Source organism: Streptomyces sp. NPDC012769 (assembly GCF_042901205.1).
Taxonomy (GTDB): Bacteria; Actinomycetota; Actinomycetes; order Streptomycetales; family Streptomycetaceae; genus Streptomyces.
Genome location: NZ_JBIBCP010000003.1, coordinates 50,718 through 73,580 on the forward strand (window position 1 = coordinate 50,718; position 22,863 = coordinate 73,580).

The window sequence follows — 22,863 nt, forward strand, 5'->3', positions numbered from 1 at the left end:
CGCGACGCTCCGCCCGCGCGGCGGTCATGACCGCCGCGCGGGGCGCCGTCGTCCGTCAGCCGGTCCGTAGGTGGTGCTGCGGGGCCAGCGCGGGGCGGGGCTGGTAGATCAGGACCGGCGCCGCCGCGGACTCCTCCTCCGGCGGGAAGTACCTGGCCAGCTCGTGCCGACCGCTGATCCGCAACTTCCGGTAGGAATGGGTGAGATGGGACTCGACGTTCCGCAGGCTCACCTTGAGCAGATCGGCGATGTCGCGGTTGCTCATCCCGCCCGCCGCCAGCTCCGAGACCTGACGCTCGGTCGGGGTGAGCAGCGCCTCGGGGGAGTCCTTGCGCGGGTCGGGCCGCCCGCCCGCGTACCGCAGCTCGCGCTGCACCGCCTCCACCAGGCCGTCGGCACCCAGCGAGATGCCCAACTCATTGGCGCGGTGCAGCAGTTCGCGGGTGCGGCGGGCCTTGCCGACCTGCCGATGGGCCCGCCCCGCCTCGTACAGCGCGTGCGCGAACAACAGCGGCGTGGGGCCCGGCTCGAGGATCTCCAGCGCCTGGTCGGCCAGGTGCAGCGCCTCGATCCCCGAGCTCGCCGACGCCTGCGCGACCAGCGCGCGGCCCAGGGCGAAGGGCGCGCCCCAGCGGCGGGCGAGTTCCGTCTCCTCCCGGGCGACCCGCCGGGCCGCGGCCATGTTCCGCTGGGCCAGCAGGAGGGTGGAGCGGGTGGAACGCCAGGGCAGGACCGCCGGGTTGACGACACCCCGGCGGGCCAGCTCCTCCTCGCAGTCGGCGATCAGGGCGAGACCGCGCTGCGCCTGTCCGAGCCGGCCCAGGGCGCGCCCCGTGCTGTGCAGGAGGTACAGCCGCCACCAGGTGACGGGCCGCTCGCCGGGCAGCGGCGGGGCCTTGTCGAGCAGCGCGCCGGCCGCGGCGATGTCGCCCTTCTCCAGGGCCACGTCGATCAGGACGCTGCGGGCCAGCGACCCGACGTGGTGCGCGGCGGCGGCGACCCGGGTGAGCAGGTCGAGCGCCTGACAGGCGTCGTCCTCGGCGTCGGTGAGCAGCCCGCGGTGCAGCTGCACCAGTCCGCGTACGGCCAGGGCCTCGGCGATCCGCGTCACGGTGCCCTCGGCGCGGGCGAGGCGCACCTCGGTGTCCATGTGCCGCCGGGCCTCGTCGACGTCGCCCGCCCAGAGCAGCGCGAGCAGCGCGTGGTACCAGGTGGGCGAGCCGTAGGGGGCGCGGGGCACGGCCAGGGACCGGTCGGCGATCCGCCGGACCGCCTGCGCGGAGTCACCCGCCGCGGTGCGCAGCAGCAGCACCCGCTCCAGCCGGTCCTCGCCGCCCTCGCCGTCCTCGGTCCCGGGGCGGTAGGTGCCCTCGTGGAGCCGGATGTGGAGGAGTCGCTCGCGCAGTCGGCCGGCGGCGGAGGCGTCCAGGACGCCGATCTCCCGGCGGGCGTCCTCGAGCACCTCGCGGGCCCGGCCGAGGTCGTCCAGGCGCAGCAGGACGTCGGAGAGGCGCAGTGCCTCCTGGAGCCGGTCACCGGGGCCAAGCGGTCCGGCGGCGTGGGCGGTGAGCGCCTGGGCGGAGGCCGGCAGGTCCAGGGCGGTGAGTGCCTGGATGCGCAACCCCTCGGCAAGGGCGGCCAGTTCGTCCGGCACGCCGTGCAGCAGGGCCTTCTCGATCAGACGCCGGGCCCCGGCCGGGTCGCGGCCGACCATGCCCTGCGCGACGTCGACCAGCAGACGGGCCATCCACGGCTCGTCGAGCCGGTGGGAGCGCAGCAGGTGGGCGGCGACGTCCTCGCACGGCGCGCTGCGGCGCCACATGAACCGGGCGGCGAGCCGGTGGAGTTCGGCGCGCTCCGCGCAGGGGATGTCCTCGTAGAGCAGCCCGGCCAGGAGCGGGTGACGGAACTTCATGTCGTGCGGGCAGAGCAGTCCCGACTCGGTGAGCCGCGACAGGCTGCGGCAGGCGTCCTCCGTCGGAACCCCGCACAGGTCCGCCAGGATGGCGGGATCCAGCGGCGAACCCAGGATGCTGGCCGCGCGGGCGACCTCGAGGCAGTGCGGGTCGAGCCGCCGGAGCATGCACAGGATGCGCTCCTTGACCGCCTTCAGGCGCATCCGCTCGTCCGGCGGGTCCGTCGGCGTCCGGCCGGCGTGGTCGTCCGGGGCGTGCCCGGCCCCGCCGGGCAGCGCGGCACCGGGTCCCGCCGGGACGGTGCGTATCTGCTCGGTCAGCAGATAGGGGTTGCCGCCCGTGTCGGCGACCAGCGCGTCCACGGACTCGTGGTCGTGCCCGCACAGCGCGGCGGCCAGGTCGGAGGCGGCGCTCGGGCTCAGGTCGTGCAGATGGATGTGACGGTCGGGGCGGACGCCCTCCATGAACTCGACGAGCAGGTGCTGGTCGCTGGCCGGCTCGCCGCAGCGCTTGGTGGCCAGCAGCACGACGGGCAGGTTGTCGAGACGGCGGCTGAGAAAGCCCAGCCACAGCAGGGACTTGCGGTCGGCGTGCTGCACGGAGTCGACCGTCAGCAGGATCGGGGTGCGCCGCGCCGCCCGGCCCACGCCCGCGCAGAGCTCCGCGAGCAGGGGATAGTCGGGCTCGGCCGATCCGCCGTCGTCGCCCGCGCTCGACGCGAAGGCCCGCTCCCATCCCCCCGCCGTCTCGGGCAGCGTGCCGAGGAGCTGGTGCACGACGCCCAGGGAGAAGCGCTGTTCGGTGGGGGACGCCGTGGCGGAGAGCACGACCATGCCCTGCTCGCGAGCGGTGTCCTCGGCCCAGCGCAGCAGGGACGTCTTGCCCGTGCCGATGATCCCCTCCATCAGCGCGACCGCCCCCGCGCCCGCTCTGGCGGACTCGAGCAACTCTGTGATGATCTTGGATTCTTCGCTTCTGCCGAACAGTTCCTGGGGCACCGCCCTGAACCTCCTGCCGACCAGCGCCGTCAAGGGTAATTCCCGGTCATGATCAATCCGTCGCCGCCCTGGCGGAAAGGGCTTCTGCGGGCGGAGTGGAGAAAAACCGAGCCCCCACTTCGATCCCCCGATCACCGGTGAACGGCGTACACCTCTGATGCGCCCGACGCTAACACGACCCCCCGACACCCGAAGGTATCGATACGTATTCCTTCGGCCATTGCTTCGGTCCCACCGTATTGATGCGCGTGGGTACCGCACGGGTACGGTCTGCTGGCAATTGCCGTGGTGACCGGTGAGCCACGCGGAAAGCGTTCCCCCGGGACCTGACATATTCACCCGACGCCTAATGGCGAAATCTGATGGAAGGATCGGTGCTCGCGTGACCGCGACCAGCGAGGAGCTTCGCCCGTTATGGGCCGTCCGTCCGGCCCTGTCGCCGCGACCGGCCCCCGCCCCGTCCGACGGCGGCCGCACCGAGCGGTTCGTGCTCACCCTGACCGGCCTGCTGCCGCTGGTGTACGAGCAGGCATGGCAGACCGTCCTCGGCCCCGGCTTCCACCTCCAGGCCGTCGACTGGCGGGCCACCCGCCCGCAGGTGCAGGACGCCCGCCTCGCCGAGCGGCTCGCCCGGGAGTGGGTCACCGGACTGCCCCTCGACCAGGGGCCGTCGAGCGGCCTGATGTGCGCCACCCTGATCCGGCGCGACGACCGCACCTGGACCTTCGCCTGGCGCTACGCACGCGAGCTGATGGACCGACAGGCCGGCCTGCGCCTCCTCGACCAGGCCACCGAGGCGTACGGCGTCCTGCTGCGCGGCGGCACCCCGCGCCGCCCCTCCGCCGCCGGCGACCTGCTCGCGGGGCCGGTGAGCCGATGAACGCCGACAGCTCGGTGCGGCTGTTCTGTCTCCCCTTCGAGGGCGTCTCGGCCGGCGTGTACCTGCCCTGGATCGAGGCCATCGGACCTTCGGTGGTCGTCACCCCCGTGGAGCTGCCCGGCCGCGGCCGCCACCCGCGCACCCGCCCCTGCGATAGCCTGGAGGCGCTGCTCGCCGAGATCATGCCGTACGTGGCCCGCATGTGCGACCGGCCGTTCGCCCTCTACGGGCACGGCTTCGGCGCCCTCCTCGCGTACGAGATAGCCGCCCGCCTCGAATGGGAGCACGACGCGGTCGCGGACCGGCTCTATGTGTCCGGCTCCGGCATGCCGCACCGGGCGGCGCCGGAGCGGGCGGTCGGCCACCTGCCCGACGCGGCGATGATCCGCAGGCTCCGTGACCGCGGCCGGATGCCCCCGGTCGACCGCGACCCGCGGCGCGCCGCCCGGGCCCTGGGCACGCTGCGCGCCGACCTCACCGTCATGGAGGCCTACCGGCGCGACCCCCGCCATGTCGTGCACTGCCCGGTCACCGCCATGGGCGGCCTCCAGGACCGCAGCGTCACGGGGATGGACCTGGCCGGTTGGCGCCGGTGCACCCGGCGCGCCCTGCGGGTCGAGACCTTCCCCGGCGACCACTACTTCCCGCTCACCGCCCAGCGGGAGCTCCTGGACACCTTCGCCCGGGACCTGATCCGCCCGGCGGCCGCGCGCCGCATGCTGGCCGCGGCCGGCGCGTACTGACCCGGCCGGCGCGTACCGACCCGGCCGTCCCCCGGCCCGTTCCGGAATCGGCAACAGGAATTGCCCGTCGCCCCCGGCGTCCACATGCTGGCCGCCGGAGGTGACCCTATGACACCCACACACCGCGCCCCGGACCTCGACGGCGAGGTCCCCGGCGCCGAGCCGGAGCACGAGCCGGAGCACGAGGCGGAGTACGAGGCGGAGTACGAGGCGGACCTGCACTCCGGCTTCCTCGCGGACGCGGCGCACTGGCTGCGGGGGCTGCTCGGCCCCGAGGACCGGGTGACGGCGGCGGTCCGCCGGATCGTCGACGTCGGCAGCGGGCCCGGAGCGGCCTCCTGCGTCCTGGCCCGCGCCTTCCCCCGGGCGGAGGTCGTCGCCGTGGACCGCTCCGCCCCGCTCCTCGCCCGGGCCCAGGTCCGCGCCGCGGAGCGCGGGCTGACCGGACGGATCACCACCCGGCGGGCCGAACGGCCCGAGGAGTTCGGCCGGCTCGGGCCGGCCGACCTGATCTGGACCGGCAACGTCTGCCGTCACCTGGGCGACCAGCAGGCGGCGCTGCGGAGCCTCGCGTCCGCGCTGCGGCCCGGCGGACTGCTCGCCGTCGCCGAACGCGGGCTGCCGCCGCGCTTCCTGCCGCGCGACATCGGCATCGGCAGGCCCGGCCTCCAGGCCCGTCTCGACGCCGCCGTCGAGGAGCGCTTCGCCGCCGCCCGGGCCACGCTGCCGGGCTCCACCTCCGTGGTCGAGGACTGGCCCTGCCTGCTGGCCTCCGCCGGCCTCGTCCCCACCGGCAGCCGCACCTTCCTCATCGACTTCCCGGCCCCGCTGGAGCTGGCCGCGCGCCGGCATCTGCACACCTGGCTCGGCCGCCTGCTCGACGAGGTCGGCGAACGGCTCGACACCGTCGACCGGCTGACCGTGGAGCAGCTCCTCGACGGGGACGCCTGCACCGGCATCCTGTGGCGCCCCGACGCCTTCTACCTCACCGCGGTGACCGTCCACACGGCCCGCCTGTGCCGCCCCCGGGCCTGATTGTCTCCGTAATTCCTTAGTAGTTCGCGGACGCGTCGGAATAACCCGGAGGAATCGACTCGCATTCGCTCCCGTCCGGCCCCCGATTCGATTCCGATCACGGCTTGGCGCACATTCCCCCGGCATTGTCCCTTCGCGCTCCCGACGGCCCGCGGCGTTCTCGCCGCGGGCCGTTCTCGCATGTCCGCAGGACCGTAGGACGACCACGACCGCAGATTCTTCGGTCAGCCCTACGGTCCCCCCGTATTGAGGGCCCCCTCCCCGCACTTCTACGTTCCTTCCCAGAGCGGTCGCCCCGGCGGAACCGGGAAACCGGACGGGGCACATGCGAGTTACGGAGGACGCGTGAAGATACGGATTCTCGGCCCGCTCGAGGCCGAGGCGGAGGGTGGTCCGGTCGTCCTGACGGCGGCGAAGACACGGCAGATCCTGGCGCTCCTCGCGCTCCACCCGGGACAGCTCGTCCCGGTGTCCACCCTGCGGGAGGAGCTGTGGGGGCCGGTGCCGCCGCGCAGCGCGCACACCACCTTCCAGACCTACATCCTGCGGCTGCGCCGCGTCCTGGCCGCCTCCCTCGGCGGGCCGGACGGGACGGAACGGGCCCGGCGGCTCCTCGCCACCGGACACGACGGCTATCTGCTGCGGATCGCCGAGGAGGACGTGGACGCCTTCGCCTTCCAGCGGGCGGCCCGTGCCGGTCACGCGGCCTTCGCGGACGGCGACAGCGCCCTCGCCTCCCGGCTGCTGCGCCAGGCCCTGGCGCAGTGGCGGGGCCCGGTGCTCGTGGACGTACGGGCCGGGTCGGCGCTGCGGATCCACGCGGCCGCCCTCGAGGAGAGCCGGCTGCTCGCCACCGAGCGGCGCATCGACGCCGAACTCCGGCTCGGCCTGCACACCGAACTCCTCGCCGAGCTCGTCGAACTGACGGAACGGCACCACCGCCACGAGCGGCTGTACGCCCAGGCGATGGTGGCGTTCTACCGCTCCGGGAGGCAGTCCGCGGCCCTCGACCTCTACCGCAGGCTGCGCCGGCGGCTGATCGAGGAGCTGGGCCTGGAACCCGCTCCGCAACTCCAGCGACTGCACCAGGCGATGCTCGCGGCCGACCCCCGGCTCGACGCCGTCACCCACGGCGGCCCGCCCACGCCGACGTTCGACCTGTACGCGGCCTGAGCGCACCGCACCACCACCTCATCGCCCACGACACCGACCACCCACGAAAGAGGCGACACAGTGACCGAGCAGACCCCCACCCTGTACGAGTGGGTCGGCGGCGCCGAGGCGCTGGAACGGCTCACGGAGGAGTTCTACCGGCGCGTCCGCAAGGACGAGATCCTCGCCCCGTTGTTCAAGCACATGGACGACGACCACCCGCAGCACGTCGCGACCTTCCTCGGCGAGGTGCTCGGCGGCCCCGCGCGCTACACCGAGCAGCACGGCGGCTACCCGCACATGGTCTCCCGCCACCGCGGCCGCTCCATCAAGCCCGAGCAGCGGGCGCGCTGGGTCGAGCTGATGCTGGAGGCGATGGACGTCGTGGGCCTCCCGGAGGACGCGGAGTTCCGCTCGGCGTTCGTCGGCTACATCGAGTTCGGCTCGCGCCGCGCCATGGCCAACTCCCAGCCGGACGTCGGCCCTTCGAGCCGTACCACCATCAAGAAGTGGGGCTGGGGCGAGGCCGTTCCCGGTGACGACTGAGCCGGTCGCCGAGGCCCGGAACCGGCCCCGCCGGATCCCGCCCGCACGTCCCGGAATCGGCAACAAATGTTGTCCGTCCGCCACGCTCGGTTCCAGCATGGGGACCAGTAGTGATCACCGTGATCAAGCGGATCACCGAGGCGCCTGCGCCACCCGGGCGGCCGCCCCGGAAGCCCGGCGGCGCCGAGCTCCGCGCGCCCGGCGGACCGGCGCGCGCCCGCCCTGATCCGCCCGCTCCGAACCATCCGACCAAGGAGATCGCCCCATGCGTCCGACCACTCCCCGTCCCCTCGGCGGCAGCCGATGAGCGTCCAGACCGAAACCCACGAGGCGACCACCCGCAAGGCCGGCGACCGGCTGCCGTTCGCGGTCTACCTGCTCGCGTTCAGCCTGTTCGCCATGGGCAGCGCCGAGTTCCTGCTCGCCGGCGTCCTCCCCGACATCGCCGACGACCTGAACATCTCGCTCTCCTCCGCCGGCGCCCTGATCTCCGCGTTCGCCATCGGCGTCGTCATCGGCGGCCCGCCCCTCGCGGTCCTCACCCTGCGCTGGCCGCGACGCACCACCCTGGTGGTCTCCCAGGTCCTGTTCGCCGTCTGCGTGGCGATCGGCCTGGTGACCGACAACTTCGCCGTCCTGATCGTCACCCGCTTCCTGTGCGGCCTGGCCTACGCCGGATTCTGGGCGGTCGCCGCGGTCACCGCGATCGGACTCGTCACCCCCGACCGCACCGCCCGGGCCTCCGGCGTGGTGGTCAGCGGCCTCAGCATCGCCATGGTCGGCGGCGGCCCGGCCGGCGCGTTCCTCAGCCACTTCACCGGCTGGCGGGGCGGGTTCTGGGCCGTGGTCGCCCTCACCGTCCTCGGCGCGGTCGCTACGGCGCTCGCCGTCCCCGCGACCAAGGCTGCCCAGGAACCCAGCGTCCGCCGCGAACTGCGCACGATGCGCCGGCCGCAGCTGTGGGTGGTGTACGCCGCCACGCTGCTGAGCACCGCCGCGTACATGATCTCGTACAACTACCTGGCGGCCTTCCTCACCGACATCACCGGAGTCGACTCCGTGTGGGTGCCGCCGATCCTCGTCCTGTTCGGCATCGGCGCCTTCATCGGCCTGTCCATCGGCGGCCGGATCGCCGACGGACGTCCCCACCACGCACTCCTCATCGGAGCCGGCGGCATCCTCGTCACCTCGGTGCTGCTCGCCGTCCTCGCCGACCACGCGATCGTCGTCGTCGCCCTGGTGCTGCTCCTCGGCGTCGCCGGATTCGTCCTCAACCCGGCCATCTACGGAAGGGTGTTCACCGTGGCGGCCGACGCGCCGACGCTCGCCGGAGCCACCGCCGTCTCCATGTTCCAGCTCGGCATCAGCCTGGTCCCGGTCCTCGCGGGCGTCGCCCTCGGCGCCGGCGCCGGACTGACCGCCATCCCCTGGCTGGGCGCCGGCCTGGCCGTCCTCACCGTCCCGGCCGTCCTGATCGACCGGACGATGGCCCGCCATCAGGCGCGGAGCCCGCGGACGAGCGAGAACTGACCTCGCCCTTCCGCTCCCGGGTCCGCGCTCCGTACCCCACCACCGACCGGAGCGGCGGAGGAATTCTTCCCCCGGAATTCCTCCGGCCGCTCCCCTCAACGGAGGATCCCATGGACAACGAACTCGGTTATGAACTCGGAAACTGGGTGGTGTCACAGATCCAGAGCCCGGACCGTCCGACGCAGACGACCTTCACCCTGCTGGACCAGGAGTGGGACCTGCTTCCCGAGGTGTTCCCTCCCTTCACCGACCCCGGCCCGGGACTGTTCGCCTCCTGGGTGCCGTACGAGAAGGGCATCCGCTTCCTGGAGATGGGCTGCGGCGCGGGCGTCTCCGCGGTGCTCGCCGCCCAGCGCGGCGCCGAGCGCGTGGTCGCCCTGGACATCAACCCGGCGGCGGCCGAGAACGCCCGCCGCAACGCCGCCCGGCACGGCGTGTCCGACCGGGTCACGGCACTGGCCAGTGACCTGTTCGACGCCCTGGAGCCCGCCGAGCCGTTCGACCTCGTCTTCTGGAACACCCCGTTCATCGAGGCGCCCGAGAGCCGCCCGTACGCCGGCCAGATCGAGCGCGCGGTCTTCGACCCGGGCTACGAGATGGTGCGCCGGTTCTTCCGCGACGTGGTGCCCCACCTCGCCCCCGGCGGCCGGGTCTACATCGGCACCAGCGAGGCCATGGGCAACAAGGAGAAACTGCTGCGCGCCGCCGCCGACGCCGGATTCCGGGGCCGCCGCCACCGCAGCGAATCCGTCGAACTCCCCGCGGCGGACTTCCCCGCCTCCCCCGTGGTCGCGGCCCACACCGACGAACGCGGAATCGTCGGCATGGATTTCACCATGTACGAGTTCCTTCGCGGCTGATCCGCCGACCCAGCACCGCCTCCGACGCATTGTGAATTCACGGCAGGGCGACACGACCGCCCCGGAAGATTGGAATGTCATGAGCGCCAACGGGAACGCGAACACCACCGGCTTCGACGTCGTCATCGCCGGCAACGGAGTCCTCGGACTCTCGCTCGCCTGGGTCCTGGCACAGCGGGGACAGCGCGTCGCCGTGCTCGGCCGGCCACACCGCCCCTGGGCCGGTTCGGCCGCCGCCGGAGCCATGCTCGGCTCCTTCGGTGAGGTCACCACCTCGCTGCTCGCCACCGAACACGGCCGGGCCAAGCTCGAGCTCGGCATCCAGGCCACCAAGCTGTGGCCGCAGTGGCTGGCCGAGCTGGAGGCGGGCACCGAGGGCGCCCCCGTGAAGACCGCCGACGGCACCACCGTCATCCTCAACACCATCGGCACCGCCGAGATCGACGACGCCAACTACAACGCCATCCGGGCCGAGCTCGACCGCTACGACGAGCCCTACCAGGACGTCGAGCCCACCGACCTCGACTGGGTGGACGCCGAACCGATCTCCCGCCCGCTGAAGGCCTTCCACATACCCGGCGAGCACGCCGTCAACGCCGCCGCCCTCCTGGAGCGGCTGGAGCAGGCGGCCGTCCGGGCCGGCGCCACCCTGGTCCCCGAGTTCGCCACCCGCGTCGTGTACGAGGGCGAGCGCGTCACCGGCGTCGTCACTACCTCCGGCCGGACCATCGGCGCCGACCAGGTCACGCTGGCCGCCGGAGCCAACAGCCAGGAGCTCCTGGACAGCCTGCCCATCGGCTCCCGCGTCCCCCGCCTGGTCAGCGGCTACGGCGTCTCCTCCCTGATCAAGACCGTGGACGGCACCAACCCGGACAGCGTCATCCGGACCCCCAACCGCTCCTTCGCCTGCGGTCTGCACGTCGTCCCGCGCGGCGACGGGCACGTGTACCTCGGCGCCACCAACGTCATCTCCGTGGAGCCGCGCGACACCGCCGAGATGCGCGACCTGGTCTTCCTCCTCCAGTGCGCCCACCGCCAGGTCCGCCGCAACCTCTGGAACAGCGACGTCGCCAAGGTCCAGGTCGGCAACCGTCCGGTGTCCATGGACGGCTTCCCGCTGCTCGGCCACGGCGGCATGCAGGGCCTGTGGATCATGACCGGCACCTACCGCGACGGCCTGCACCTCTCCCCGCTCCTGGCCCAGGACTTCGCCGCCCGCATCCTCGGCGAGGAGCCGGTCGCCGACCTCGACCGCTTCGCGCCGCTGCGCCGGCCCCTGAAGACCGGCACCCGCGAGGAGATCGTCGACGTCCTCATCGACCACCAGATGGGCATCGGCTACGAGCAGGACTGGACGATCCCGGTCGAGTGGCACCAGTGGATCGAGATGGACCTGCGCCCGGCCACCCTCGCCTGGGCGAACGAGCTGGACCCGGAGTTCACCCCGCCGGCCGAGCTGCTCTTCGCCTCCCGCTTCGACCCCGAGCTGGTCAGCCTGCTGCGCAAGTACTACGCGACCTGCCGCGAGAACAGCTGACCCTCCCCGCTTCTCCTCCCTGCTCCTCCTTCCCGCACCACACCGCCGCCGTGGGGGGGGGGGGGGGCCCCCCCCCCCCCCCCCCCCCGCCCGGAGCGGAGCCCGGCTGGGGGGGCGCGGGGGGGGGCCCCCCCCCGGGGCCCCCCCCCCCCCCGGGGGGGGGGGGGGGGGCGGGGCCCCGACGGCCCCCCCCCCCCCCCCCCCCCCCCCCCCCCCCCCCCCCCCCCCCCCGGCGGGGGGGGGGGGGGGCCCCCCCCCCCCCCCCCCCACGGCACTTCGAGAAAGGACAGTGTCATGGCAGTCGAGGCGATCGACCCGCCCGGTCTTCCCAAGCCCTACGGATGGCGGCAGCTGGCCGTCGGCACCGGCAGCCGGGTGGTGTTCCTCAGCGGCCAGACCCCGCGCACCGCCGAGGGCGAGCCCGTCGGCATGGGCGACCTCGAGGCCCAGACCGAGCAGGTCTACCTCAACATCGCGACCGGCCTCGAGGCGGCCGGCGCCACCTTCGACGACGTCCTGCGCCTGACGGTCTACGTCGTGGACTGGTCGCTCGACAAGTGGGACGCCATCACCGCCGGCGCCCAGCGCGCCGCGGCCAAGCTGGGCGCGGACGTCATCCGGCCCACCACCCTGGTCGGTGTCGCCACGCTCGCCGAGCCCGACTTCCTCATCGAGGTCGAGGCGACCGCCATCGCCTCCTGAACCGCCCCGCACACCCGTGAGGCCCCGCCGGAATCCGGCGGGGCCTCACGCGTCCGCGGGCTCAGTGCTGTTTGGCGAGAAGGTCGTCGATCACCGTGGCCACCGTCTCCGGCGACGGCAGCGCCGGGTGGTGGCTGACGCTGCCCGTGGTCGGATCGAAACCGTCGTGCCACTCCGGCTCGTTGACCAGCCCGCCGTCCTCCCGGATCCGGGCGATGTTCCGCTGCACGGCCGGCTTGTGCCACATCTTGGCGCCCATCACCGGGAAATAGACGACCGGGTAGTCCACCGACAGCGCCACCGTCATCAGACGGTTGGGCGCGGCCCCGCCGGCCGCGGCGGCCAGGGTGTGGGCGGTGGCCGGCAGGACCGCGAGGAGGTCGTGGTCGGCGGCGAGCCGCGACGGCTTGTCCGTCGGCCAGTCCGCCGGCGACTCCCCGTGCACCACCCGCTCGGCGAAGAGCGCCAGGCTCTCGGGGGAGACGAACGAGGCCGCGGTGTGCGTGAGCAGCACCGTGAACGTGCTGCCGGCGATCTGCCGGCGCATCGCCTCGATATACGACGGAAGCCGGGTCACCGCAATCGAACCGGTGGCTCCGACGAGTATGCGTTTCCCGGCTGTCCCCGGGGAGGAGTTCTGAATTTCCATGCCCCGATGATGTCGCCGTGGTCCCGCCGTCGGTCAATGGTCAAATCCGGTCCCGAGTAAGGGAGTCGGGCGCGGGTCCAGCGGCGGTCGAGTGCGGTCCAAACCCTACGGTCATCCCTACGGTCGGACCGTATTGAGGCCCCATACCCGCCCTTCTAACCTCCCTTTTCGTATAGGAATTCGAAAGCCCGTCAGGGCAATCTGATGAAAAGGGGCGGATCTCGATGGAGGATCTTTTCGCGGAGCTGCGCGGCGGGGCCGGCCACCCCCGCCTGGACGACACCCGACTGCCCGACCTCAAGCCGCAGCCGGAGCGCCGTCACGAGCCGTTCCCGCTCACCGACATCCAGCAGGCCTACCTGATCGGCCGCCACAAGGGCCTGGAGCTCGGCGGCATCTCCAGCCAGTACTACCTGGAGTTCGACTGTCCCGGCCTCGACGTGGACCGGCTCACCGAGGCCCTCCGGAAGGTCGTCGCACGGCACGACGCGCTGCGCACGGTGGCGGGTCCCGACCAGACCCAGCGCGTCCTCGCCGCCGACGAGGTGGAACCGTACGTCATCCGCACCGACGATCTGCGGGGGCGCGGCGCCGAGGACCTGGCCGCCGGGATCGAGCGGATCCGGGCCGAACTGACCGAGCAGGTGCTGCCGGTGGACCGGGCGCCGCTCTTCGACATCCGCGCCACGCTGCTCGACGACGACCGGGTCCGGCTGCACCTGGCCGTGGACCTGCTCTTCCTCGACATGCGCGGCCTGCGCCTGCTCCTCGACGAGTGGCGCCGCTTCTACGACGAGCCCGAGCGGAGCCCCGAGCCGCTGGAGCTGTCCTTCCGCGACTACGTGCTCGCGCAGGAGGAACTGCGCGATGACACCCTGGGCCGGGAGGCCGCCGCCTACTGGGCCGACCGCCTCGACACCCTGCCGCCCGCGCCCGAGCTGCCGCTCGCCGCGGCGCCCGAGCAGCTCGGCACCCCCCGCTTCGTACGGCACCGCGCGGTGCTGGCGCCGGAGCGCTGGGCGGCGCTGCGGGCCCAGGCGGGCCGGCACGGCCTCACCCCCACGGGCCTGCTGCTCGCGGCGTACGCCGAGGTGGTGCGGACCTGGTCGCGCCGGCAGGAATTCACCCTGACCGTCACCCAGTTCCACCGGCTGGGCCTGCACCCGCAGCTCGACGCCGTCATGGGCGACTTCCTGGCGCCGAGCCTGCTCGCCGTCCGCGGCGCCGCCGAGGAGACCTTCGAGCAGCGGGCCCGCGGTGTGCAGCGGCAGGCCCTGGAGGACCTGGCGCACTCCGCGCACGGCGGCATCAGGGTGCTGCGCGACCTGGCCCGCCGCAGGGACGACGGCCGGGCCTCGATGCCCGTCGTCTTCTCCAGCACGCTCGGCGCCGGCGACGGGGGGCCGGACGCGGGACGCCTCGAGTCCTTCGGCGAGCTGGTCCACGACCACAGCCGGACCCCGCAGGTGTGGCTGGAGAACCAGATCCTCGAACTGGACGGCCGGCTCTCGGTCAACTGGAACGTCGTCGAGGGCCTGTTCCCCGAGGGCACTCTCGAGGCCATGTTCGAGGCGTACGTGACCCTGCTCGACCGGCTCGTCGACGACGCCTCCGTCTGGGACGCCACCCGCGGGGTCGTGCCGCTGCCGGCCGCGCAGCGCGAGGAGCGGGAGCGGGCCAACGCCACCGCCGAGGACATCCCGCCGGCCCTGCTGCACGAGTTGGTCGCCGAGGCGGCGGCCCGCCGGCCCGACGCCGTCGCGGTCGTCACGCCCGGCGCCGAGACCACCTTCCGCGAGCTCACCGAGAACGCGCACCGCATCGCCCACCGGCTCATCGACGGCCCCGGCGCCGAGCCGAACGAGATCGTCGCCGTGTCGATGCGGCCGGGCGCCGCCCAGTACTCCGCGCTGCTCGGCGTGCTGCACTCCGGCGCCGCGTACGTGGCCATCGACCCGGAACTGCCCGAGGAGCGGCGCCTGAAGCTGCTGGCCCGATGTTCCGTACGGGCCGTGGTCACCGAACCGGAACTGCGCGACTCGCTGGCCTGGCCGCCGGGGGTGACGGTGGTGACCGCCGAGGACGAGGCCACCCGCGCCTGCCCCGTCGAGCGACCCGCGCGCCGGCAGGGCCACGACGACCTGGCCTACGTGATCTTCACCTCGGGCTCCACCGGCGAGCCCAAGGGTGTGATGATCACCCACCGCAGCGCCGCCAACACCGTGCAGGACATCAACCGGCGCTTCGGCGTCGGCGAGGACGACCGGACGATGGCGCTCGCCCCGACCGGCTTCGACCTGTCCGTGTACGACGTCTTCGGCGTCCTGGGCGCCGGCGGCGCGGTCGTCGTGCCCGACCCGGCGCGCGGCAACGACATCGCCCACTGGTCGCAGCTCATCGGCCGCTACGGCGTCACCATCTGGAACAGCGTGCCCGCGCCCATGCGGATGTGGATCGACTCGCTGGGCGACGGGGGAGTGCCGCGCGGCTGCCGGCTGCGGCTCGCCCTGCTGAGCGGCGACTGGATCCCGGTGGACCTGCCGAACAGGATCCGCGAGAAGATCCCCGCGATGCGGGTGATCAGCCTCGGCGGCGCCACCGAGGGCTCGATCTGGTCGATCCACCACCCGATCGAGAGCGTGCGGCCCGACTGGTCGAGCATCCCCTACGGCAAGCCGCTCGCCAACCAGACCATGCACGTGTTCAACCAGTGGCTGGAGCCGTCCCCCGTCGGCGTCACCGGCGAGATCTACATCGGCGGCGTCGGCGTGGCCCAGGGCTACCTCGGCGATCCCGAGCGCACCGCCGAGCGCTTCCTCGTCCACCCCGTCACCGGTGAGCGCGTCTACCGCACCGGCGACCTCGGCCGCTACCTGCCCGACGGCGACATCGAGATCCTGGGCCGCGAGGACTTCCAGGTGAAGATCAACGGCTACCGGGTCGAGCTGGGCGAGATCGAGGCCGCCCTGCTGCGCCAGGACGGAGTGCGTACCGCGCTCGTCACCGCGCCCGCCCACGCCCGTACCGGACAGCGCCAGATCGCCGCGTACGTCGTTCCCGAGCCCGGGGCCGAACCGGACCCGGCCGCACTGCGCGAGGCGCTGACCGCCCTGCTGCCCGGCTACATGGTGCCCAGCCGTTTCCTCACCCTGGACACCCTGCCCCTGACGACGAACGGCAAGATCGACCACAAGGCGCTGCCCACGCCGTGGAACGACGACTCCGACACCGCCTCCGCGCGGGTGGCGCCGCGCAGCCGGATCGAGGAGCGGCTCTTCGCTCTGTGGACCCAGCAGCTCGGCCACGGCGACTTCGGCGTGGAGGAGGGCTTCTTCGACATCGGCGGCGACTCCCTGCACGCCGTGGGCCTGCTCGCGCTGCTGCGCACCGAGTTCGGCATCGAGGCCGACACGGAGCAGGAGATGGTCGAGGGGCTGTTCATGAACGCCTCGATCGCCTCCTTCGCCGATCTGCTCGCCGGCATCGACGAGGCCGAGGAGGTCGCGGCATGAGCAGCCGGCCCGTTCCCGCGGCGGAGGACCGCGAGTGGGAGTACGTGATCGTCGGTGCGGGCTCCGCCGGAGCGGTCACCGCCGCCCGGCTCGCCGCCCGGGACTCCGGGAACGTCCTGCTCATCGAGGCCGGCGAGGACCAGCCGCGGCCCCGTGAGCGGTCCCACCCGCTGGCCGACGCCGGGCGGCTGGTCCTGGCCGGCCACAACTGGGACTACCGGGCCAACCTCCGCACCAGCACCCGCCTGGAGGAGCTGGTCCGGGGCGGCGCGGCGACCCCCGAGACCGGGGAGACCGGCGGCAGGGCGGCGGCCCGGGCCCTGCGGGAACGCTTCCCGTACCAGCTCGGCAAGGTCGTCGGCGGCGGCTCCGCCGTCAACGGCGCCATCGCCCTGCGCGGGCTGCCCCGCGACTTCGCCGCCTGGGAGGCCGCCGGCAATCCCGACTGGTCCTGGGAGCGCGTGCTGCCCTTCTACAAGGACATCGAGAACGACGCCGACCACCCCGGCCGGCTGCACGGCGACAGCGGCCCGCTGCCGATCCACCGCACCCCGCGCGACCGGGTGCACCCGCTGGACACGGCGTTCTGGGAGGAATGCAACCGGCAGGGCGTCGGCGACCTCCTCGACCTCAACGACGGCCACGAGGCCGGCGTCGGCCCGATCCCCGGCAACGCCGTCGACGGCGAACGCATCGACGCCTCCACCGCCTTCCTCAGCGGCGTCCGCGACCTGCCCAACCTCCACCTGCGCACCGGAGTCCGGGTCACCCGGGTGCTGTTCGACAAGAACCGGGCCGTCGGCGTGGAGACCGAGGCCGACGGCACGCTCACCACCGTCCGGGCACGGCACGTCGTGCTCAGCGCCGGGGCCGTCGGCACCCCCGTGATCCTCCAGCGCTCGGGCGTCGGCGCGGCCGGACTGCTCGGCGCCCTCGGCATCACGCCCGTCGCGGACCTGCCCGGAGTGGGCCGCGACCTGGTGGACCACCCCTCGGTCGTCATCTGGTCGAAGCCGGCCGACGGCGTCTGCACCCCGGGCCTGCCCTGGCGCCAGGTCGCGGCCAGGATGAGCAGCGGCTACGACGACGACGTCGACGTCCAGATGGGGCTGCTCAACAACGTGGAGAGCCACACCATCCCCGGCTTCGTCGACCGGCTCGGCTGGCCGCTGGTCGTCGGCATCTCCGTGATGCTGATGCGCCCCCGCTCCCGCGGCCGGGTCTTCCTGGACAGCGCCGACCCGTACGCCGCCCCGGTCATCGAACTCGGCATCGGCACCCACGACGAGGACGTGGAGCGACTGTGCCACGGCGTGCGCCGCGCCTGGAGCTTCCTGCGCTCCCCGGGCCTGTCGAGCCGGCTGGTCAAGACCCAGTTCTGGAGCGACCGGATGGTCGCCAACGACGGCGTGCTGCGCAGCGGGGTCCGGCACATCATGAACCCGGGCTGGCACGCCTCCGGTTCCTGCCGGATGGGCCCCGAGACCGACCCGTGGGCGGTCGCCGACCAGGAGGGCCGGGTGTACGGCACCGAGAACCTGCGGATCGCCGACGCCTCGCTCTTCCCCACCATCCCCAGCGCGCCCACCAACCTGACCACCCTGATGCTGGCCGAGAAACTGGCCCGCAGTACGAAGGAGTGACCGTGCAGCCCGTATCAAGGCCTCCGGTGCGGCTCTACTGCTTCCCGCACGCCGGGGCGACCTCGCTGGTCTACCGGGGCTGGCAGCCGCTCGGCGAGCCGCACCTGCTGGTCCGGGGCGTGGACGCCCCGGGCCGCGGGACCCGCCGCCAGGAGCGCAAGGCCGCCGGCTACCACGCCCTCGTGCGGTGCATGGCCGAGCAGGTGGTGGCCGACCTGCTCACCGAACGCGAGCGGGTGCCCGGCCTGCGCTGGGCGACCTTCGGCCACAGCTTCGGCTCGACGATGAGCCTGGCCGTGGCCGCGGAGGTGACCCGCCAGGTCGGCGTCGCGCCGGAGCGGGCCGTGCTCTCCGGCGGCATCCCGCCCGGGCTCCAGCGGCCCGGTCCGCTGCTCGACTCCGTGTCCGACGAGGACCTGCTCGCCCGCACCGCCGCCGACGGCGGGACGCCGGCCGCCGTCCTCGCCGACCCGACGATGAGCCGCATCCTGCTGCGGATGCTCCGCGAGGACGACGCCGTCCGGGCCGAGTTCGCCCAGGAGGCGTGCGGGCTGCGGGTGGACTTCCCGCTCACCCTGATCGCCGCCCGCGAGGACGTGCACGCCCCGCCGGAGAAGGTCTGGCAGTGGGAGGCGCACAGCACGGCCCCGGTCCGCCGACTGGAGATCGACGGCGGTCACTTCGCGGCCGTCCAGCGTCCCAAGGACACCCTGACCGCCATCGTCGACGACACCGACCCCGGGGAGGCGTGACCGCATGGCACGCAGCAGGTACGAGGCCGACCACGAGCAGTTCCGGGTCACCTGCCGGGAGTTCCTCCACCGCGAGGTGCTGCCGCACCACGCCCGTTGGGAGCGGGAGGGCATCGTCGACCGCGAGGTGTGGCGCAAGGCCGGGCAGGCGGGCCTCCTCGGCATCGGCGTGGACCCCGCGTACGGCGGTGGCGGCGAGCCCGACTACCGCTACCCGGTGGTGTTCTCGCAGGAGATCATGTGGGCGCGGGCCACGGCGCCCGGCTTCGTCGCCCACAACGACGTCATCGCCACCTATCTGACCGACCGGACCACCGAGGAACAGCGCAAGCGCTGGCTTCCCGGACTCTGCGCGGGCGAGCTCGTCGCGGCGATCGCGATGAGCGAGCCGGACGCCGGCTCCAACGTCGCCGACATCCGCACCACGGCGGTCCGCGACGGTGACTCCTACGTCCTCAACGGGCAGAAGACCTTCATCACCAACGGCGAGAACGCCGACGTCGTCGTGGTCGCCGCGAAGACGGCCCCCGACCGGGGCGCGCAGGGCATCAGCCTGATCGTGGTGGAGCGCGGCACGCCCGGCTTCACCCGCGGGCGGCGCATGGAGAAGCTGGGCTGGCACGCCAGCGACACCTGCGAGCTGTTCTTCGACGACTGCCGGGTGCCGGCCGACAACCTGATCGGCAAGGAGAACGCCGGTCTCGCCTACATGATGGCCGGGCTGCCCAGGGAACGGCTGAGCATCGCCACCGTGGCGGTGGCCGCGGCCGAGCGGATGCTGGCGGACACCCTGGAGTACGCCAAGACCCGCGAGGTCTTCGGCCAGACGGTCGGCAGCTTCCAGCACAACCGCTTCCAGCTCGCCACGATGGACACCGAACTCACCATCGCCCAGGTCTTCCTGGACCACTGCGTCGCCGAACTCAACGCCGGGCGGCTGTCGGTGACGGACGCGGCCAAGGTGAAGTGGTGGACGACCGAGCTCCAGGTCGACATCGCCAACCGCTGCCTCCAGATCCACGGCGGCTACGGCTATCTGAAGGAGAGCGCGATCTCCCGGGAGTGGGCCAACAGCCGGGTGCAGACGATCTACGGCGGGACCACGGAGGTGATGAAGGAGCTGATCGGCCGGTCCCTCGGCCTCTGAGGCGCCCCGCCGCGCCCTGGAGGACACGGCCCCCTGAGGACACCGTGCCCCGCTCCCGGCCGACATGGCCGGGAGCGGGGCACACATGGTCCGAAAACCGCACCTTTGGTTGCGAGTTCGGGAACGGATCGTTCTAATGACGGCGTGGAGCAGTCACCGACGATCACCCAGGCCCTGTCCGCTGTCGGATCCCGGCTCAAGCGGGTGCGTACCGCCCGCGGTGTCACCCTCGCCGCGCTGTCGGAGGCCACCGGTATATCCAAGAGCACGCTGTCGCGCCTCGAAGCGGGACAGCGCCGCCCCAGCCTCGAACTGCTGTTGCCCATCGCCCAGGCCCACCAGGTACCCCTCGACGAACTGGTCGGCGCCCCGGAGGTGGGCGATCCGCGCGTCCGGCTCAAGCCGCACGCGGTGAACGGCAACACCGTGCTGCCGCTGACCCGCCAACCGGGACCGCTGCAGAGCTACAAGATGGTCCTGCCGGCCGGCCGCTCCACCCCCGAGCTGTGCACCCACGAGGGTTACGAGTGGCTGTACGTGCTCTCCGGCCGCCTCCGGCTCGTCCTGGCCGACCACGACCTGGTCCTCGGACCCGGCGAGGTGGCCGAGTTCGAGACCCGGCTGCCGCACTGGTTCGGCAGCACGGGGGAGGGGCCCGTCGAGGTCCTCAGCGTCTTCGGCCGCCAGGGCGAGCGGATGCACGTGCGCGCCCGCCCCACACGCCGGACGCCCGCCTCGGACTCGTGATCCGGAGGCGGGCGTAGGGCGTCGGGGGCGCGAGGCGCCGGACGCGGGACGGAGGCGGCGCCGAGGCCGGCGCTCGTCCGCTCAGGGCGCGGGGACCGACACCTCCGGGGCGTCCGCGGCGGCGCGGTGCGCGGCGAGGTCGCGCTCGATCTCCTCGTCCACCAGGTCGTGGTTGAGGTAGAAGGCGGCGGCCGCGCCCATGCCGGCCGCGGTGACGGCCTGGGCCCGGGGGTCCACCACGTTGCCCACGGCCCACAGGCCGGGGCGGCTGGTGCGGCCGGCCCGGTCGGTGACCAGCCAGCCCTGCTCGTCCTTCTCGCAGCCGAGGCCGTCGAAGGCCCCGTCGTTCGGGGTCATCCTCGGGAACAGGAAGACCCCGGCGCACTCCAGCGTCCGTCCGTCGGCCAGCTCCACCGCGTACAGCCGCCCGTTCTTGGCCAGCAGCGTGGACACCGGTCCCTCGACGACCTCGACACCGCGGGCGTCCATGCGCTCGCGCTCCTCGTCGTCGAGCGGGCGGCTGTGCGGCACGTACACGACGTGCGGCGACCACTGGCGCAGCAGCAGCGCCTGCCCGGGCGAGGCCGGGTGCACGCCGAGCACGACGATCGGCTGGTCGCGCACCTCGTAACCGTGGCAGTACGGGCAGAAGTGCACGTCCTCGCCCCACATCGCGCGCACGCCCGGGATCTCCGGCAGTTCGTCGCGCAGGCCCGTGGCGAGCACCACGTGCCGGGCGTCCAGGGTCGCGCCGCCCTCCAGACGGACCACGTACCCTCCGGCCTCCCCGGCCTCGACCTGGTCCACCCGGCCCTCGATCCGGACCGCGCCGTACCGCGCGATCTCGGCGCGGCCGGCCTCGAGCACGGTGAGCGGGGGGACGCCGTCACGGGAGAGGAAGCTGTGCATGTGGGCCGAGGGAGCGTTGCGGGGCTCCCCGGAGTCGACGACGGCTACGGTGCGACGGGCCCGGGCGAGCACGAGCGCGGCGTTCAGCCCGCCCGCCCCGCCGCCTATCACGATGACGTCGTACGAGGTTCGGTTCCTGGTGTCGTTGGCGCCGGTCATGGCGATCACCTCCGCCGCCAGACTGCGGTCCGCCGCCACACCGGGCAATCTTTGTTGCCGTTCCCGGGACGGCCCCGCCGGACGGGGGATCTCCGAGGGAGCGAGGACGAATGGATAGCCTGGCGGGATGCTTACAGAAGTGACAGCGACCCGCTATGTCACGCCCCTGCGCGAGGGCGGCTCGCTCCCCGGGATCGTCGAGGCCGACGACCTCGGCACGTACGTCATGAAGTTCACCGGCGCCGGACAGGGCCGCAAGACCCTGGTGGCCGAGGTGATCTGCGGGCAGCTCGCCCGCCGGCTCGGACTGCGGGTGCCGGAGCTCGTCACCCTCCAGCTCGACCCGGTCATCGGGCTCTCGGAGCCCGACCAGGAGGTGCAGGAGCTGCTCAAGGCGAGCGGCGGGCTCAACCTCGGGATGGACTTCCTCCCGGGCTCGCTCGGCTTTGACCCGCTCGCCTACGAGGTCGACCCGAAGGAGGCCGGCCGGGTCGTCTGGTTCGACGCGGTCATCAACAACGTCGACCGGTCCTGGCGCAACCCGAACATGCTGGTCTGGCACGGCGACCTGTGGCTCATCGACCACGGCGCGACCATGATCTGGCACCACCACTGGCCCGGTGCCACCGCCTCCGCCGCCAAGCCCTACGACGCCTCCGACCACGCCCTCGCGCCCTTCGCGCCGGACGTCGCCGCCGCGGCCGCCGAGCTCGCCCCGCTCGTCACCCGCGAGCTGCTCACCGAGGTCGCGGCCGACGTGCCCGACGAATGGCTGGTCGACGAGCCCGGCTTCGACAGCACCGACGAGGTGCGGGCCGCGTACGTGGCGGCGCTGCTGCCGCGCGCCGCGACCATCCACGAGCGGATCACCCTCGGACCCCGCTCCGAGCGGCGGCCCCAGCAGCCCCCGGGCTGGCTCGCCGAACGCCTCGCCCCCCGGCCGCACGCCACCGAGCACGCCACCGAGAAGGACAGCACCACGTGACCGACCGCGATGTCTTCGAGTACGCGCTGCTGCGCGTGGTGCCCCGCGTCGAACGCGGCGAGTGCTTCAACGCCGGCGTGGTCGTCTACTGCCGCGCCCGCTCCTTCGTGGCGGCCCGCACCCACCTGGACGAGGCCAAGCTCGCCGCGCTCGACCCGGCCGCCGACGTCACCGGCGTACGGGCCGCGCTGCACGCCGTCGAGGGCGTCTGCGCGGGCGGCGAGGCCGCCGGCCAGGCGGCCCGCGACGACGCCGGCCGGCGCTTCCGCTGGCTGATCGCGCCCCGCTCGACGGTGGTCCAGCCCGGCCCGGTGCACACCGGCCTGACCACCGATCCCGAGGCCGAGGTGGAACGTCTGCTCGACCTCCTGGTGCGCTGAGCGGGCGCGCTGGTGAACACGGAGTGATCCGGTGCACCCGGTGGGCCGTTGACACCGGGTGCCAGGGCTTCTAGCGTCTCG

At 73.2% G+C, this 22,863-nt stretch carries 19 protein-coding genes; 16 read left to right on the forward strand and 3 right to left on the reverse strand.

Translation table 11 applies throughout. The annotated features are described in order from the left end of the window. Nucleotides 1-55: 55 nt before the first annotated feature. On the reverse strand, nucleotides 56-2,914 hold the full coding sequence (locus ACFY7C_RS15585; protein WP_389649678.1) for a BREX system ATP-binding domain-containing protein: 2,859 nt from the start codon (nucleotides 2,912-2,914) through the stop codon (nucleotides 56-58). A 382-nt stretch (nucleotides 2,915-3,296) separates the two neighbouring features. Between ACFY7C_RS15585 and ACFY7C_RS15590 the strand changes: the two genes are divergently transcribed. From ACFY7C_RS15590 to ACFY7C_RS15630, 9 genes are all read left to right on the forward strand, one after another. Next, nucleotides 3,297-3,794, forward strand: coding sequence for a hypothetical protein (locus tag ACFY7C_RS15590; protein WP_389649681.1), 498 nt, complete (start codon nucleotides 3,297-3,299; stop codon nucleotides 3,792-3,794). Next, nucleotides 3,791-4,537 (forward strand): thioesterase II family protein, encoded by a 747-nt coding sequence (locus ACFY7C_RS15595; protein WP_389649683.1) that lies wholly within the window; start codon nucleotides 3,791-3,793, stop codon nucleotides 4,535-4,537. The genes ACFY7C_RS15590 and ACFY7C_RS15595 overlap by 4 nt, the downstream gene beginning before the upstream one ends. A gap of 108 nt (nucleotides 4,538-4,645) precedes the next feature. After that, entirely contained in the window at nucleotides 4,646-5,572 is a 927-nt protein-coding gene (locus ACFY7C_RS15600; RefSeq protein ID WP_389649686.1) for a class I SAM-dependent methyltransferase, read from the forward strand. A 345-nt stretch (nucleotides 5,573-5,917) separates the two neighbouring features. After that, nucleotides 5,918-6,745, forward strand: a complete 828-nt coding sequence (locus tag ACFY7C_RS15605; protein WP_389649689.1) for a BTAD domain-containing putative transcriptional regulator — start codon at nucleotides 5,918-5,920, stop codon at nucleotides 6,743-6,745. A 60-nt stretch (nucleotides 6,746-6,805) separates the two neighbouring features. Next, a complete protein-coding gene (locus ACFY7C_RS15610; protein ID WP_389649692.1) occupies nucleotides 6,806-7,270 on the forward strand; it encodes a group II truncated hemoglobin in 465 nt (154 codons plus the stop codon). A gap of 303 nt (nucleotides 7,271-7,573) precedes the next feature. Beyond that, complete coding sequence (locus ACFY7C_RS15615; protein ID WP_389649695.1) at nucleotides 7,574-8,800, forward strand: Cmx/CmrA family chloramphenicol efflux MFS transporter; 1,227 nt, start codon at nucleotides 7,574-7,576, stop codon at nucleotides 8,798-8,800. Between the two features lie 110 nt (nucleotides 8,801-8,910). Further along, nucleotides 8,911-9,660, forward strand: coding sequence for a methyltransferase (locus ACFY7C_RS15620; protein ID WP_389649698.1), 750 nt, complete (start codon nucleotides 8,911-8,913; stop codon nucleotides 9,658-9,660). A 79-nt stretch (nucleotides 9,661-9,739) separates the two neighbouring features. Next, nucleotides 9,740-11,197 (forward strand): NAD(P)/FAD-dependent oxidoreductase, encoded by a 1,458-nt coding sequence (locus ACFY7C_RS15625; RefSeq protein ID WP_389649701.1) that lies wholly within the window; start codon nucleotides 9,740-9,742, stop codon nucleotides 11,195-11,197. Nucleotides 11,198-11,491: 294 nt separating this feature from the next. Further along, nucleotides 11,492-11,899: a RidA family protein gene (locus ACFY7C_RS15630; protein ID WP_389649704.1), complete on the forward strand. Its 408-nt coding sequence runs from the start codon at nucleotides 11,492-11,494 to the stop codon at nucleotides 11,897-11,899. 61 nt (nucleotides 11,900-11,960) lie between these two features. On the opposite strand, the gene ACFY7C_RS15635 is transcribed toward ACFY7C_RS15630, so the two are convergent. Beyond that, nucleotides 11,961-12,548: a flavoprotein gene (locus tag ACFY7C_RS15635; RefSeq protein ID WP_389649707.1), complete on the reverse strand. Its 588-nt coding sequence runs from the start codon at nucleotides 12,546-12,548 to the stop codon at nucleotides 11,961-11,963. A 224-nt stretch (nucleotides 12,549-12,772) separates the two neighbouring features. On the opposite strand from ACFY7C_RS15635, the gene ACFY7C_RS15640 reads away from it, so the two are divergent. The 5 genes from ACFY7C_RS15640 to ACFY7C_RS15660 all read left to right on the forward strand — a co-directional run bounded on the left by ACFY7C_RS15640 (nucleotide 12,773) and on the right by ACFY7C_RS15660 (nucleotide 20,349). Further along, complete coding sequence (locus ACFY7C_RS15640; RefSeq protein WP_389649709.1) at nucleotides 12,773-16,060, forward strand: amino acid adenylation domain-containing protein; 3,288 nt, start codon at nucleotides 12,773-12,775, stop codon at nucleotides 16,058-16,060. Beyond that, nucleotides 16,057-17,703: a GMC family oxidoreductase gene (locus ACFY7C_RS15645; protein ID WP_389649712.1), complete on the forward strand. Its 1,647-nt coding sequence runs from the start codon at nucleotides 16,057-16,059 to the stop codon at nucleotides 17,701-17,703. The genes ACFY7C_RS15640 and ACFY7C_RS15645 overlap by 4 nt, the downstream gene beginning before the upstream one ends. A gap of 2 nt (nucleotides 17,704-17,705) precedes the next feature. Further along, nucleotides 17,706-18,455 carry a thioesterase II family protein gene (locus tag ACFY7C_RS15650; RefSeq protein WP_389649715.1) on the forward strand — a complete coding sequence of 250 codons (750 nt, stop codon included), beginning with the start codon at nucleotides 17,706-17,708 and terminating at the stop codon, nucleotides 18,453-18,455. A 4-nt stretch (nucleotides 18,456-18,459) separates the two neighbouring features. Then, nucleotides 18,460-19,602 (forward strand): acyl-CoA dehydrogenase family protein, encoded by a 1,143-nt coding sequence (locus tag ACFY7C_RS15655; RefSeq protein WP_389649718.1) that lies wholly within the window; start codon nucleotides 18,460-18,462, stop codon nucleotides 19,600-19,602. Nucleotides 19,603-19,746: 144 nt separating this feature from the next. After that, a complete protein-coding gene (locus tag ACFY7C_RS15660) occupies nucleotides 19,747-20,349 on the forward strand; it encodes a helix-turn-helix domain-containing protein (protein WP_389649721.1) in 603 nt (200 codons plus the stop codon). Between the two features lie 81 nt (nucleotides 20,350-20,430). On the opposite strand, the gene ACFY7C_RS15665 is transcribed toward ACFY7C_RS15660, so the two are convergent. Further along, on the reverse strand, nucleotides 20,431-21,417 hold the full coding sequence (locus tag ACFY7C_RS15665; protein ID WP_389649724.1) for an NAD(P)/FAD-dependent oxidoreductase: 987 nt from the start codon (nucleotides 21,415-21,417) through the stop codon (nucleotides 20,431-20,433). Between the two features lie 127 nt (nucleotides 21,418-21,544). On the opposite strand from ACFY7C_RS15665, the gene ACFY7C_RS15670 reads away from it, so the two are divergent. Together ACFY7C_RS15670 and ACFY7C_RS15675 are read left to right on the forward strand one after the other, a co-directional pair. Next, complete coding sequence (locus tag ACFY7C_RS15670) at nucleotides 21,545-22,402, forward strand: HipA family kinase (protein WP_389649727.1); 858 nt, start codon at nucleotides 21,545-21,547, stop codon at nucleotides 22,400-22,402. Continuing rightward, the gene (locus tag ACFY7C_RS15675; protein ID WP_345490587.1) at nucleotides 22,399-22,782 is read left to right on the forward strand and encodes a DUF3037 domain-containing protein; all 384 of its coding nucleotides are present in this window, start codon (nucleotides 22,399-22,401) and stop codon (nucleotides 22,780-22,782) included. The genes ACFY7C_RS15670 and ACFY7C_RS15675 overlap by 4 nt, the downstream gene beginning before the upstream one ends. Nucleotides 22,783-22,863 lie beyond the last annotated feature (81 nt).

Bases quoted from the DNA above. Each gene is read 5' to 3' on its own strand.
- ACFY7C_RS15595 (WP_389649683.1), top strand. From the start codon at position 3,791: ATGAACGCCGACAGCTCGGTGCGGCTGTTCTGTCTCCCCTTCGAGGGC.
- ACFY7C_RS15600 (WP_389649686.1), top strand. From the start codon at position 4,646: ATGACACCCACACACCGCGCCCCGGACCTCGACGGCGAGGTCCCCGGC.
- ACFY7C_RS15615 (WP_389649695.1), top strand. From the start codon at position 7,574: ATGAGCGTCCAGACCGAAACCCACGAGGCGACCACCCGCAAGGCCGGC.
- ACFY7C_RS15620 (WP_389649698.1), top strand. From the start codon at position 8,911: ATGGACAACGAACTCGGTTATGAACTCGGAAACTGGGTGGTGTCACAG.
- ACFY7C_RS15625 (WP_389649701.1), top strand. From the start codon at position 9,740: ATGAGCGCCAACGGGAACGCGAACACCACCGGCTTCGACGTCGTCATC.
- ACFY7C_RS15630 (WP_389649704.1), top strand. From the start codon at position 11,492: ATGGCAGTCGAGGCGATCGACCCGCCCGGTCTTCCCAAGCCCTACGGA.
- ACFY7C_RS15635 (WP_389649707.1), bottom strand. From the start codon at position 12,548: ATGGAAATTCAGAACTCCTCCCCGGGGACAGCCGGGAAACGCATACTC.
- ACFY7C_RS15640 (WP_389649709.1), top strand. From the start codon at position 12,773: ATGGAGGATCTTTTCGCGGAGCTGCGCGGCGGGGCCGGCCACCCCCGC.
- ACFY7C_RS15645 (WP_389649712.1), top strand. From the start codon at position 16,057: ATGAGCAGCCGGCCCGTTCCCGCGGCGGAGGACCGCGAGTGGGAGTAC.
- ACFY7C_RS15655 (WP_389649718.1), top strand. From the start codon at position 18,460: ATGGCACGCAGCAGGTACGAGGCCGACCACGAGCAGTTCCGGGTCACC.
- ACFY7C_RS15665 (WP_389649724.1), bottom strand. From the start codon at position 21,417: ATGACCGGCGCCAACGACACCAGGAACCGAACCTCGTACGACGTCATC.
- ACFY7C_RS15670 (WP_389649727.1), top strand. From the start codon at position 21,545: ATGCTTACAGAAGTGACAGCGACCCGCTATGTCACGCCCCTGCGCGAG.